The sequence below is a fragment of the Flavobacterium sp. genome (assembly GCF_024710485.1).
Taxonomy (GTDB): domain Bacteria; phylum Bacteroidota; class Bacteroidia; order Flavobacteriales; family Flavobacteriaceae; genus Flavobacterium.
Genome location: NZ_JANJUQ010000018.1, coordinates 1 through 13,506, shown reverse-complemented (window position 1 = coordinate 13,506; position 13,506 = coordinate 1). Strand labels below are relative to the sequence as shown.

At 38.1% G+C, this 13,506-nt stretch carries 14 protein-coding genes; 3 read left to right on the top strand and 11 right to left on the bottom strand.

Features of this window, described 5'->3' with window-relative positions:
- Window positions 1-5: 5 nt before the first annotated feature.
- Genes gldI through rluF form a run of 4 tightly spaced genes read right to left on the bottom strand, consistent with a single transcriptional unit; the run spans window position 6 to window position 2,780 of the window.
- Window positions 6-572 carry a gliding motility-associated peptidyl-prolyl isomerase GldI gene (gldI, locus tag Q0M21_RS03810; protein WP_295334882.1) on the bottom strand — a complete coding sequence of 189 codons (567 nt, stop codon included), beginning with the start codon at window positions 570-572 and terminating at the stop codon, window positions 6-8.
- A gap of 3 nt (window positions 573-575) precedes the next feature.
- Window positions 576-1,580 carry a bifunctional oligoribonuclease/PAP phosphatase NrnA gene (locus Q0M21_RS03805; RefSeq protein ID WP_295334880.1) on the bottom strand — a complete coding sequence of 335 codons (1,005 nt, stop codon included), beginning with the start codon at window positions 1,578-1,580 and terminating at the stop codon, window positions 576-578.
- Window positions 1,581-1,616: 36 nt separating this feature from the next.
- Window positions 1,617-1,988: a fluoride efflux transporter CrcB gene (crcB, locus tag Q0M21_RS03800; RefSeq protein WP_295334878.1), complete on the bottom strand. Its 372-nt coding sequence runs from the start codon at window positions 1,986-1,988 to the stop codon at window positions 1,617-1,619.
- On the bottom strand, window positions 1,989-2,780 hold the full coding sequence (gene rluF / locus Q0M21_RS03795) for a 23S rRNA pseudouridine(2604) synthase RluF (protein WP_295334876.1): 792 nt from the start codon (window positions 2,778-2,780) through the stop codon (window positions 1,989-1,991).
- A gap of 115 nt (window positions 2,781-2,895) precedes the next feature.
- On the opposite strand from rluF, the gene Q0M21_RS03790 reads away from it, so the two are divergent.
- The 3 genes from Q0M21_RS03790 (at window position 2,896) to Q0M21_RS03780 (ending at window position 5,179) form a co-directional block, all read left to right on the top strand.
- Window positions 2,896-3,768 carry a cyanophycinase gene (locus Q0M21_RS03790; protein ID WP_295334874.1) on the top strand — a complete coding sequence of 291 codons (873 nt, stop codon included), beginning with the start codon at window positions 2,896-2,898 and terminating at the stop codon, window positions 3,766-3,768.
- 80 nt (window positions 3,769-3,848) lie between these two features.
- The gene (locus tag Q0M21_RS03785) at window positions 3,849-4,694 is read left to right on the top strand and encodes an isoaspartyl peptidase/L-asparaginase (protein ID WP_295334872.1); all 846 of its coding nucleotides are present in this window, start codon (window positions 3,849-3,851) and stop codon (window positions 4,692-4,694) included.
- Between the two features lie 8 nt (window positions 4,695-4,702).
- On the top strand, window positions 4,703-5,179 hold the full coding sequence (locus tag Q0M21_RS03780; protein ID WP_295334870.1) for a hypothetical protein: 477 nt from the start codon (window positions 4,703-4,705) through the stop codon (window positions 5,177-5,179).
- 49 nt (window positions 5,180-5,228) lie between these two features.
- Here the strand turns inward: Q0M21_RS03780 and Q0M21_RS03775 are convergent, their stop codons facing one another.
- The 7 genes from Q0M21_RS03775 to thrS form a co-directional block, all read right to left on the bottom strand.
- Window positions 5,229-7,838 (bottom strand): zinc-dependent metalloprotease, encoded by a 2,610-nt coding sequence (locus Q0M21_RS03775; RefSeq protein WP_295334869.1) that lies wholly within the window; start codon window positions 7,836-7,838, stop codon window positions 5,229-5,231.
- A gap of 132 nt (window positions 7,839-7,970) precedes the next feature.
- A complete protein-coding gene (locus Q0M21_RS03770; RefSeq protein WP_295334868.1) occupies window positions 7,971-8,378 on the bottom strand; it encodes a response regulator in 408 nt (135 codons plus the stop codon).
- Window positions 8,362-9,669: a PAS domain-containing sensor histidine kinase gene (locus Q0M21_RS03765; protein ID WP_295334866.1), complete on the bottom strand. Its 1,308-nt coding sequence runs from the start codon at window positions 9,667-9,669 to the stop codon at window positions 8,362-8,364. The genes Q0M21_RS03770 and Q0M21_RS03765 overlap by 17 nt, the downstream gene beginning before the upstream one ends.
- A 249-nt stretch (window positions 9,670-9,918) precedes the next feature.
- A complete protein-coding gene (gene rplT / locus Q0M21_RS03760) occupies window positions 9,919-10,263 on the bottom strand; it encodes a 50S ribosomal protein L20 (protein WP_295334864.1) in 345 nt (114 codons plus the stop codon).
- Between the two features lie 161 nt (window positions 10,264-10,424).
- Complete coding sequence (gene rpmI / locus Q0M21_RS03755) at window positions 10,425-10,622, bottom strand: 50S ribosomal protein L35 (RefSeq protein ID WP_108370561.1); 198 nt, start codon at window positions 10,620-10,622, stop codon at window positions 10,425-10,427.
- Window positions 10,623-10,725: 103 nt separating this feature from the next.
- Complete coding sequence (infC, locus tag Q0M21_RS03750) at window positions 10,726-11,277, bottom strand: translation initiation factor IF-3 (protein WP_295334993.1); 552 nt, start codon at window positions 11,275-11,277, stop codon at window positions 10,726-10,728.
- 23 nt (window positions 11,278-11,300) lie between these two features.
- Window positions 11,301-13,247 (bottom strand): threonine--tRNA ligase, encoded by a 1,947-nt coding sequence (gene thrS / locus Q0M21_RS03745; RefSeq protein WP_295334862.1) that lies wholly within the window; start codon window positions 13,245-13,247, stop codon window positions 11,301-11,303.
- Window positions 13,248-13,506: the final 259 nt, after the last annotated feature.

Sequence of the window (13,506 nt, the reverse complement as noted above, 5' to 3'; positions counted from 1 at the left end):
TGCGCTTAATTTTCAGTTTTTAATTTGGTTTCAGGCTTAAAATCGTGCAAGGTTACCGTACAAATTAGTGGTTGATTGGATCCGATACGTTTGTTATCGCCATGATAGCCGTAGGCCATATGCGATGGAAATAAGAAAGATACTTTTTCATTTTTACGCATGAGTTTGATACCATCTCGCAATCCCATCATGATGTTTTGTTTGTCTACCACATAGGTTTGCGGTCTCAATTCCACTTCAGAATAAACTACATTCCCATCAAAATCTTTGATTTCGTATTCGAATGAAGCTACATCTCCTTTTTTAGGGCGAAGGGTGTCTTTATCGTTTCGAATTTCGTAGTGATACCAATAGCCTTTTTTGGAAGCAATGTATTGGATCTTAGGATTGCTTTTAATGATAGAATCGATTTGGGCTTCTTCACCGGCCACTAATTTTTTATTGCGCTCTACGGATTCTTTCATGAAAGTTCCCGAGGAACGAGAAACCGGCATACGCGCTTGTTGTTGCTTACAGCTGACAAAGCCCACTAGAATGAGCAGCAGTGCAGTTATTTTTGAGGCGTTTTTCATAGCTTAAATGGTTATTTTCGAAATTAATTGTTCAAATTTTTTCACAGTTTCGGCCAAGCTCTCATAGGATTTTCCGCCGGCTGCGTTAATGTGTCCGCCACCGTTAAAATGGTCGCGTGCAAATTGATTGACATCAAAATTGCCTTGAGAACGAAGAGAGATTTTGATGATGTTTTCATCTCTGTGTTCTATGAAAATGGCTGTAAAATGGATGCCTTTGATGGTTAATCCATAGTTTACAATGCCTTCGGTATCGCCTTTTTCGTAGTGGAATTCATCGAGCTCTTTTTGCGTAAGCGTGATATACGACGTTTTGTATTCCGGGTATATTTTCATGTTTTGCAAAGCGCGACCCAATAGCTGTAAACGATTATACGAATTGTTATCAAACAACAAATTGTGGATTTCGCTGTTGTGGATACCTAAATCAATCAGTTCCGCCACTATCCGATGCGTATTGCCTGTGGTAGAAGGAAAGCGAAACGAACCAGAATCGGTGGTGATTCCTGTGTAAATACAAGTCGCAATGGTAGTGTCGATTAATTCTTTTTGACCCAAAAAGTTGATAAAATTGTAAATCATCTCACATGTAGAACCAAAAGCGGTATCCGAGTAAGTGTATGTGGCATAACCATCAGGCTTTTGATGATGGTCTATCATAACCATCGGAACGGTAACTTTATTCAGCACATGTTCCATTTCGCCTGTTCGGTGCAAAGCATTAAAATCGAGGGTAAAAACTAACTCAGCTTCTTGTATGATTTGTGCACAATGGGCTTTATCGTTTTCATAAATTTTCACTGTCTCCGAACTCGGTAACCAAGCCAAAAAATTCGGAAAGTCATTCGGCGCAATTACCGTAGGTTGGTGTTTTAGCTTCAATAAGAAATGATATAAAGCTAGCGTAGAGCCCATAGCATCGCCATCCGGACTTCGGTGTGGAATAATAGCAATTTTTTTAGGGGTAGCCAATAATTCTTGAATGGCCGAAATGTCTTCTTTTTTCATAGAGGGCTAAGTTACATTTTTTTCAGTAAAAGGGGTTTATTTGGTAACAAAAAGTCCGAGCCAAATGGCAAAAAGTCCGATTAAAATGCTTAAGCCAATATAGCCGAAAGCCAGCAAAGAATTTTGATTTTGAAACAGGTTGTAATTTTCCAACCCAAAGGTGGAAAAAGTTGTGTAACCACCGCAAAATCCGGTAATCAGGAACCATTTCATATTACTGTCGGCTAGCTGATTTTTTTCTAAAATTCCCATGAACAATCCAATTAAAAAACATCCGACAATATTGGCTAAGAAAGTCGCTAACGGAAAATGATTGGTCCAAAATTTAGACACCAAAACAGTAGTCAAAAACCTAAGGACACTTCCGATGGCACCACCCAAAGCTATGTATAAAATGGTTTTAAGCATCTAGCGTTTTTTGTTGTTGTTGAAATTGTTATTGCTGTTCAAATTGGATTTTGGTTTGGGCAAACTCGCTTCTTCGGTTTTACTCGATGGCGCAATGAGTTGGTTTAATTGTTTGATTTCAGCATCGGTTAATTCTCGGTAGCGACCTACGTGAACATCTAGGGAAATATTAATGATTCGAATTCTTTTCAAGGCGGTAACTTCATAGCCCAAGTATTCGCACATGCGACGGATTTGACGGTTCAAACCTTGGGTTAAGATAATTTTGAAAACGTATTTGCTGATTTGCTCTACTTTACATTTTCGGGTTACGGTGTCTAAAATCGGAACGCCGTTACTCATTCGTTCTATGAATCGGTCGGTAATCGGTCGATTCACAGTAACTATGTATTCTTTTTCGTGGTTATTTCGGGCGCGCAGAATTTTGTTTACGATATCACCGTCATCGGTCATAAAAATCAATCCTTCACTGGCTTTATCCAGGCGTCCAATAGGAAAAATACGTTTGGGATAGTTGATGTAATCTACTATGTTATCTCGGACTTTGCGATTGGTGGTGCATTCAATTCCCGCCGGTTTGTTGAAAGCCAAGTACACCGGTTTTTCGGTTTTCTCTAAGATGAGTTTGCCATCCACTCGAATTTCATCATCCGACGAAACTTTAGTGCCCATTTCCGGTACTTTTCCGTTAATGGTAATTCGGCCTTGTTCCAATAATTTATCGGCTTCGCGACGCGAGCAATAGCCACTTTCGGACAGGAATTTATTGATGCGGGTTTGTTGGATTTCCATGGCACAAATATAACACAATTTGCCAATACCGTTTCTTGATAAGTCCGTTGATAAATTGGTTTCAAAAAACGCAAAAAGGGTTGGTAAGTTTTAAGTTTTTCCTAATTTTACCGACATGAATATACAAGGCAAACTAATCATTATTGGCGGTGCGGTTGACAAAGGCAGCTTTACGGAAACCGATTTGGACAAAAGCGCTCCACAGAATTTGAATTTCTTTGAAGAAGGTATTTTAAAACGCATCATTAAAGAATCTAAAAATAAGGAACAATCGAGAATTGAAGTAATCACTACAGCTTCCAAAATTCCCCGCGAAATTGGTCCCGAATATGTGAAAGCATTCAATTATTTAGGTGCTCATAATGTAGATGTGTTGCACATTGAAAGAAGAGAACAAGCCTCGGAAGCTGACATTTTAAACCGATTGAAAGCAGCCGATGTAGTCATGTTTACCGGTGGCGATCAGTTGCGATTGACTTCTATTTTAGGAGGAACTCCTTTTGATGAATTGTTGATTAGTAAATACCGAAACGAAGATTTTGTATACGCCGGAACTTCAGCCGGTGCTGCAGCCGCTTCGAATAATATGATTTACCAAGGGAGCAGTCATGAAGCTTTACTGAAAGGTGAAGTTAAAATTACTTCCGGTTTAGGCTTGATTGACGATGTGGTGATTGATACGCATTTTGTACAAAGAGGTCGTATTGGTCGTTTGTTCCAAGCGGTTGTCGGCAATCCGAAAGTGTTGGGGATTGGATTGGGAGAAGATACCGGTTTGTTAATTACCAACGGTCGTCAAATGGAAGCTTTGGGTTCCGGTTTGGTGATTTTGGTAGATGGCCGTGAAATTAAAGATACCAATTTAACCCAAGTGGAACTCGGTCAACCTATCTCTATCAATCATTTAGTGACTCACGTGATGAGTAAAAATGATACTTTCGATTTGAATACTTTTAAAATGACGATTAAATCCTCGCAATACGTTTAATACAGACTTTATAGACTACTTGGATATTAGATAGTTAGAATCTTATAATCTAAGCAGTCTAACAATCTAACTGATCTAAGATGTCCAAAATAATCATCCATGGCGGATTTTTCTCTGAATCTTCTACCAATCTAGAAACCAAAATCGCCAAGCAACAAGCATTATTGCGCATTGTTAAAAAGGCTTATGCTTATTTGCAAAACCATTCAGCTTTGGAAACAGTAGTGTATGCGGTTTCGGAATTGGAGGACGATGCTTTGTTTAATGCCGGCATCGGTTCTCAAATTCAAAGCGACGGTAAAATCCGAATGAGTGCGTCTTTGATGGACGGTTCGACTCAAAAAATGAGCGGTGTGATTAACATAGAAGAAGTTAAAAATCCGGTACAAGTTGCCCAAGTTTTATTGGGTTATGACGATAAAGTATTGGGAGGAAGTGGTGCAACTAATTTTGCGCGTCAACACGGATTTGAAAAATTTTCTACTGAAATTCCGCAACGCCGCGCCGAGTATGAAGCCAAAGTGGCTTCAAAAGGATTAGGAACGGTAGGTTGTGTCGCTTTAGATACCAACGGAAAAATTGCCGTTGCTACATCAACCGGAGGTAAAGGTTTTGAAATTCCGGGCAGGATTTCTGATTCGGCCACAGTAGCCGGCAATTACGCCAACGCATTTTGCGGGGTTAGTTTAACCGGTGTTGGTGAAGATATTGTAAGTGGTGCTGTTGCGGCTAAAATTGTGACCCGAGTTACGGATGGTTTTACGTTAGCCGAAGCTTTTGAGAAAACGTTCAACGAACTCAAACCTTTTGATGGTTTTGCCGGTGCGATTGCCATCGACAGTAAAGGCAATATCTTTCATCAGGATTCGCATCCGAGTATGGTATATGCCAGTTTTGACGGAGCGCAAGAAGAAGTTTTTAATTAATTTATACTATGAAAAAAATCATCATATCCATTTTGTTACTCGGTACTATTATGACAGGTTGTTCTTCTGACGGTGATAGTGCTACATTTACTTCTTCAATAACTATTGATGGTGAACAGTTCATTCCTTCAGAGATAACGGCTTATCCGGATAATCAGTCGTTCGAAAATGCCACAGTCTTTGTTTTGGGAAGTAATAGCAGTTCGCCTGAGAACCAGAATATCATGGTGGTTAAAGTGAATTATCCTTTGTCACAAGCTGATGCTTCGGGAACCTATTTAATTAATGGGGTTCAAGGAACCGGGAATTATACCCGATTTACCAATAGTTATTTACTTTATAACGGAAGCGTAACGGTTGAAGATTTAGGGAACAATAGGTATACTTTGACATTCAATAGCGTCAAAGGGAATCAAGGAAATGGTTCTACTGAAGTAATAACCATAAATGGAACTATATCCGGAAAGTTTCAGGAGAGTAATTAAAAAAAATCCCAATCTAATCAGATTGGGATTTTTTTTTAGAGCGTTACTCTTATTTGATGGCCAAGGCATTGTCTATTAAGAAACTGATATAGTTTCTGTGCGCTCTGGTACTTTCATCAGCTGAAGTAGCAGTAGCCAACATCAATTTGATTTTTTTCAAGGTCTGACATGCTGCAGCTCTAGAAATATCATCATGACGGTTTCTAGGATTGTTTATATCAGCAATTTCAATTACTTCTTTTACAAAGTAAGTTTGTAAATACTGACGGTGCATATTTACTTTTCCAATTAAATCCGCTTTGAAAACACCGTTGGTTAAATCGGTCATTACTTCGGCTACTGAATAAGTGTTGCCATACATACTGGTATTGGACATTCTTTGTAAAGTAGTCGGATGTAAAATGTGACCTAAAGTTGCATCAGTTTGAATGGACTGGTAAATGGCGTTTAACTTAGGATCTTCGGTTCCGGAGAAGAAACTGAATCCGCGTCTTTGCAATTGTAAGTAAGGATACAAAGAAGCGTCTGCATCGAAAGCATTTGGTGCCAATACATATTTATTTAAAATTTCAATCGCTCTTTTTTGTTGGGCTTTAGCAACCGGAGTGAATGGTTTTACGGTAGTATTTTGACCAACAAAACTACGGTCGATAAAAACACCGCCAACATAGCGACTAACCACCGCAGCCATGTTTCTTCTTTGTCCGTTAAGCATGTTGAAACGACTTCTTAATTCAGCATAACTTTCGCCGTTTTTGCTGTATTTTGCTTTTAATTTAGGCATTACGCTATTAACAATTTTGAAGCGCTCTTCTGCATTTCCTATAGCGTCGCTACTTAAGTCATTAACCATAACTCTTGGATCAATAGCTTTACCCGGTGATCTCATGTCGTCGGCATCGTTACCAAAAGCTAAGTTCGGATCTGTACTTCGGCTTAAGATTTTTTGCAATTCAGCTTCTTCATTTTTTTCGTCAAATTCTTTGTACCCGAATTCGATAGCCCACAAATCGTATGGTCCCGGTTTAGTAGTGTAGAAGTTTCCTTGTTTGGTTTTATCCATAGCCAAGTTGATGGCCGGATAATCCATAACCGAACCAATCAATCCGATTTTCTCGGTGATGGCAGTGTTGTGTAAGTCAGCCGGACTTAACATCTGGCTCGATTTCATATTGTGATTTAAACCTAGAGTATGTCCCATTTCATGCAACACTAAATAGTATAAAAATTCTTTGTGTGCTCTGGAAATGGTTTTCGGATCTTCTGAATTAACTTCGGCAAAAGTTGTTCCCATTAAGAATTGGTTTTTCAGCTCGTTAGCTAAAGTACAAGCGGTTCCGTCTTTGTGTAAATGAGCATTTATGGCTTCGCTGGCGCCTTCATTTTTAAACGAAAATAATTCGTCCATGGTAGGCGTACTGCTTCCTGAGTACCATTCAATAGTGATATCGGAGCCTAAAATTTGTCCGGTTCTCGGGTTGGCAAAACTTGGCCCGATGGCACCATAACTTGGGTAGGCAGACGACACCCAACGGATAACATTGTAACGAATATCTCCGGCATCCCAATCCGCATCATCAGGTTGGATTTTCATCACCACGGCATTTTTGAACCCGGCTTTCTCAAAAGCTTCGTTCCATTTGTTTCCGGCTTCCATAACAGTTTGGCGGTATTCCACCGGTGTAGTGTTTTCAATCCACCATACGATAGGTTCAACCGGTTCACTGATGGCGGCATTCGGGTCTTTTTTAGTCAAGTACCAACGGTTGATAATATCTTTATAAGGTGTAGCTTTTACACTGGTTAAATCGGTTACAGTTTGCCCGAAATATCCAATACGGGGATCGTCTCTTCTGGGTCTGAATTTGTTCTCCGGCATTTCAAGGAACGAGTGCTGGATGCGAACGCGAACGTAGCGAGCATCAGTAATGTCTTCACCTCCGCCATTTAACGGCGCAGGATTGTCGTAAGCCAAATCAACTGTTATGTCGGTATTATTAGGGTAGGAGCGAATGCTGTGGTATTTGGACTTAGCCGAATTGAAGTTTCCTAAATTGAAAACGGCACCCGGTGGAATTCCCGGAGGCATTATAGGTTTTACTGGATCTAATTTTTCACTGATGAACAATCCATCTGCAGCAATTAGAAACCCAGTGCTGTCTTTAGCCACAATTTTCTCGGCTAAGAAAATCGCTTCGGCTATATCGGTACCGGCGGTTTTACTAACGGCATTGTTTTTGTCATAATAAAAGTTAGTGTTTACCAAACCGAACTCAATTTTATCATTGGCTTTTTTGATATTGAAAACATTTGTAGCTCGGTGCATACTTTGGTTTAAGCCTAAAGTAGTTGGGCCGTTCATCGAGTAACTCTGGTAAATAAATTCCTTGTTTAGTTGTTCTTTTTTAATGTAAAGCTGAATGCTTCCGGTAACTGTATCTTGGTAGATAGTAAATAGTCCTTCAGTTTTTTTACTGCTTTTTACTTTGTCTGAAATAGACAGTTTAGGTGCTTTTTTTGCTTTAGTCGAATCGGTTTTAGTCGTAGCTAATTCTTTTTTATTCTTCTTCTTACGTTCTGATTTATCTTGCGCTACCGTAACTCCGGAACACAACAAAAACGCCATCGAAAAAAATAACGAGAGTCTGATTTTGTTCATAATTAGTGATTAATGTAAATTAATAAAAACCCTAGCAAATTAATACTAATTTACGGATTCATAGGAATGTTATGATTTTTTTAACTAGTGTAGATTTTTATATTATTCGTTCACCGTTTTAGATTGAATTCATCATCCGTTGGATAATTTTTTAATGATGGCTATAAATTTTTCTTTGGCTAACGGTTTTACAATAAAATCGGTAATGTCACTGTATTCTTTTGATTTTTCATGATCGTAATGGGATACGGATGAAGTAATGACGTAGAGATTAATCTTTCGACATAATTTTGGTTTTAATCTGATGTATTCATCCAAAAATCCCCAGCCATCAAGTAAAGGCATATTGAGATCTAAGAAAATAACTTTGGGTAAAAGAACCACTTCGTTAGCTACTTCACTAAGGTAATTTATGGCGTCCCTTCCATTGCTGAAAATATTGATATGCTCTGCAATATCAGATTCTTCGATTATTTTTTTGATGATGTAGGTAAAAATTTCATCATCATCTATTAGCATTATGTTACTGGGTGATTTCATTTGGTTGATTGATAAATTCTACAAAAAAGGTACTGCCTACATCCGGTTCACTTTCTACCCAAATTTTCCCACCTAAGGCAGTCACTTGTGATTTTGTGATGAATAATCCAAATCCTTTGGCGGCAGGATGACTGTGGAATACTTTTCTGATTTTAAATAAATTTTCACTATGTTTTTTTAAATCTATTCCTAGTCCGTTGTCGGAGATGCTTATAACTGTAAATTCTTTTGTTGATTCTGAGGTGATTTTTATAATAGGTCTTCTGTAGGGAGAAGAGTATTTTAAAGCATTACTAATTAAGTTGTGCAATATGCTTCTCATATAATTAACAGGATAGTATAATCGAGGAGCAGCATTAAAATTCATATCAATAATAGCATTTGTTTTATTGATTTCACCTTGTAATCCATCGATAATGCTTTCAGCGAAATGGTGAAGTTCAATCTCTTCAAAAGGAATTTCAGTATCCTGACTTATTTGTATTGACTCTACCAGTTCATTAAAGGTTTCGTTGAGATTTTTAGCTGCTTTATCCAATTTTTCCAAGAGTATATTGTTCCTATTGTTAACGGAGTTCTCCGCTACCATTTCAACCAGCATGGAGATATTTACTAAAGGTGCTCTGAGATTGTGTGAAATAATGTTGCAAAAATCCTCTAACTGTTTTTTTTGATTGGTCAGCGTTATAATGTTTTTCTCAATGATTTTATTGGCTTCTTCTAAATGTTTAGTTCTTTGGACTACTTTCTCATCAAGTGCAGCATTAAGTTTTTCAAGGTCTTTGGAGCGTTTGATGATTTCAATTTTCATGTGCTTAATTTGACTTTCCAATTCACTATTTTGTTGTAGTGCTTTTTCGGATTCTAAAGTCAGTTGGATGAAATCTGTAACTTCTTCCACGCGATGAATGATAAATTCTACCTCTCCATTTTTATTTAAAACAGGTTTATTGATGGGACTCCAATAGCGCTCTTCAAATATGCCGTCAGCATTTCTTACATCATAGCGTTGTACTGCCATGGTGTGTGCTGTTTTGTTTTTAAGCACATAGTTTAGAGAGTATTTTAAATTGGGTTGTCCGTCAGCCGTCAAGTCATCTGGATTTTCGGGAAAAACATCAAATAAGTTTTTTCCGATCATCTCTCTTCGACTAATCCCAGAAGCCATAGTTAATTTTTCACTAGCATCAAGAATAATCAAATCGGTCGATAAAATGATATATAACCCCGGTAGCTCTAAAAATAATTTTTGATAATCAATTTTATTTAGGGCAATTGTATTATTATTCATAGACACAGCTGTTTAATTGAAACTTTAAAACAAAATTTTGAATCAAGAATTGAGCTTTGGGGTTTATCAAAGTTAAACAATTTGTAACGAAATTCAATTCTATATAGAAACTATTAATTGTAAAAGCTGTAGCTATTGAAAAAACAGTTATGAGTTATGGTTTAACTATTAATTTATGCAATAAAAAAATCCCGGTTTATCCGGGATTTTCTGTAGTAAGTAAGCTAAATTGTGGTTGTACAAACGTTCTTATTTCACTTTATTCACGATAGCTTTGAAAGCTTCCGGGTGATTCATAGCTAAATCAGCCAATACTTTACGGTTCAATTCGATACCGTTTTTCTTAACTAATCCCATGAATTGTGAGTAACTCATTCCTTCCAAACGAGCTCCGGCGTTGATACGCTGAATCCATAAAGCTCGGAAGTTTCTTTTGTTTTGCTTTCTGTCGCGGTAAGCATAAAGCATAGCTTTTTCTACTGCGTTTTTAGCAACTGTCCAAACGTTTTTACGTCTACCAAAGAAACCTTTGGCTTGCTTCATTATCTTTTTTCTTCTTGCTCTTTTAGCAACTGAATTTACTGATCTTGGCATAATTTTGTGTGTTTTTTGTAGCAGGCGTCCCGAATTGAATCAAGGGAACTTAAGGCCGTACTCCAAGGTTATTAAATGATTTTTTAACCTAAAGGGTCAAGTTTACAGATTTCAGTCTCAGTTTTCAGTTTATAACTGCCTACTGTGACTGCGACTGAATACTAGATTATCCTTAATTGTTCTTTAACGCTCTTCATATCTGATTGGTGAACCAAAGCAGAGTGAGTTAACGCTAGTTTACGCTTTTTAGATTTCTTAGTCAAGATATGACTTTTGAAAGCGTGTTTTCTTTTGATTTTTCCGGAACCAGTTACTTTGAATCGCTTCTTAGCACTGGATTTTGTTTTCATTTTAGGCATTTTTTCCTAGTTTATTTAATTTAACTTACTTACTTTTTGTTGTAACTAAGTAGCTGGGTGGCTACGTAGCTGAGTTTTATCAGTAACTCAATGACTCAGTCACTTATTTACCTTTTTTCTTCGGTGCGATGAACATAATCATACGCTTTCCTTCTAACACCGGCATAGCTTCCACTTTACCGAATTCTTCCAAATCCTGTGCTAAACGCAACAATAAGATTTGACCTTGTTCTTTATAAATAATAGAACGTCCTTTAAAGAATACAAAAGCTTTTAATTTTGAACCCTCTTTCAAGAATTTTTCAGCATTTTTTCGCTTGAACTCATAATCATGTTCATCAGTCTGAGGTCCGAAACGAATCTCTTTAACCGTGATTTGCGTTGATTTTGCTTTTAATTCTTTCTCGCGTTTCTTTTGCTGATAAATGAATTTACCGTAATCCATCAGTTTACAAACCGGTGGCTCGGCATTTGGCGAAATTTCCACCAAATCTACTTCAAATTGTTCCGCTAATCGAAGCGCTTCAGAAGTTTTGTAAACTCCCGGCTCAATATTTTCACCTACTAATCGAACTTCAGGCACTCGAATTAACTCGTTAATACGGTGTGCTGCTTTTTTCTCTTCTCTAGGTTGGTAACCTCTGTTGTTTCTAATTGCTATGGCTCTATAAATTTTAGTTAAACTTCAAATGTTTTTAATGTTTTGGCAATTTCTTCGTTTACAATCTTAGCGAATTCTTCAATTGTAACGCTAATATTGCCTTTGCCTTCTTGACCGTGACGACGTACGGAAATAGTTCCGTTTTTCTCTTCTTCTTCCCCCACAATCAGCATGAACGGCATTTTTTGTACTTCCGCATCTCTGATTTTTTTACCAATAGTCTCGTTACGGTTGTCAATTAGGGCGCGAATTTCGTGAATTTCCAGCAATTCTAAAACTTTTTTTGCATAATTTTCATATTTCTCGCTCAATGACAAGATTATAGCTTGCTCCGGCATCAACCATAATGGGAAGTTTCCTGCCGTGTGTTCCAGCAAAATAGCAATAAAACGCTCCATGGATCCAAACGGCGCACGGTGAATCATTACCGGACGGTGTAACTTGTCGTCAGCGCCTTTGTAAGTCAAATCAAATCGCTCCGGCAAATTGTACTCTACCTGAATCGTTCCTAATTGCCATTGTCTTCCTAAGGCGTCTTTTACCATGAAATCCAATTTCGGACCGTAAAATGCGGCTTCACCACTTTCAATAACGTAATTCAAGCCTTTGTCACGTGCCGCACTGATAATAGCATTTTCTGCTTTTTCCCAGTTTTCAACGCTACCTATATATTTGTCCGGATTGTCTAAATCACGAACTGAAACTTGTGCTGTAAAGTTTTCAAAACCTAACGAACCGAACACATATAATACTAAGTCGATTACTTTTTTAAACTCGCTGTCCAACTGGTCCGGAGTACAAAAGATATGTGCGTCATCTTGTGTAAATCCACGAACACGAGTCAATCCGTGCAATTCACCACTTTGCTCGTAACGGTAAACGGTTCCAAACTCGGCATAGCGCTTCGGTAAATCTTTGTACGACCAAGGTTTGTTGTTGTAAATTTCACAGTGGTGCGGACAGTTCATCGGTTTTAACAAGAACTCTTCGCCTTCGGCCGGTGTGTGAATAGGTTGGAAACTATCGGCACCGTATTTGGCATAGTGACCTGAAGTTACATACAAATCCTTTTGTCCTATATGAGGTGTAACAACTTGCTCATAACCGGCTTTTTTCTGCGCTCTTTTCAAAAACTGCTCTAAGCGGTCACGCAAAGCTGCCCCTTTCGGTAGCCATAACGGCAAACCTTGACCCACTTTTTGTGAAAAAGCAAATAACTCTAATTCTTTACCCAGTTTTCTGTGGTCTCTGCGCTTGGCTTCTTCCAATAATTCTAAGTAGTCTGTCAAGTCTTTTTGTTTAGGAAACGAAATCCCGTAAACACGAGTCAACTGTTTGTTCTTTTCGTCACCACGCCAGTAAGCGCCGGCAACACTCATGATTTTCATCGCTTTGATAATACCGGTATTCGGAATATGACCACCGCGACACAAATCAAAGAAATTAGAATGGTCACAAAAGGTAATAGTACCGTCTTCTAAATTGGAAATCAACTCAGTTTTATATTCATTGTTTTTGTAAATCTCCAAAGCTTCCGCTTTCGAAACCGGACGCATTTTAAATTCGTGCTTCTCTCGTGAGATTTCCAGTACACGGTCTTCTATTTTCTTAAAATCGGCTTCCACAATCTTTTGCTCGCCAAAATCTACATCGTAATAAAAACCGTTTTCAATGGCCGGACCTAAAGTTAATTTAATTCCTGGATATAGTTCCTCTAGAGCTTGCGCCATAACATGCGAAGTCGAATGCCAGAAAGCTTTTTTACCTGCTGCGTCATTCCACGTATATAATATGAGTGAACCATCGGTCGTTAACGGAGTAGCTGTTTCAATAGTGTTACCGTTAAAAGCAGCTGAAATTACATTTCGCGCTAATCCTTCACTGATGCTTTTAGCAACATCCATCGGAGACGAGCCGCTGGCAAACTCCTTAATCGAACCGTCTGGTAGTGTAATCTTTATCATTCCTTAAATTTTATGGACTGCAAATATAGTAGATTCGCAAAATACATACAATATATATATAGTATAATGCAAAAGTATATTCAGTAGCGAAAGGCTCGGGCTTTATTTGCGGTCTGCCTTCCCGCTTTTCGGGCTACGCGGTAGCCTCTTCAATCGGGGCTAAACAGTTAACTTTTGTTTTGTATTTGTAAAGATTTGCAAAAAGATTGGCTACAAGAATCATATTATCAGTGGTTTAAAAAAAAGTCAAAAAAAGGTT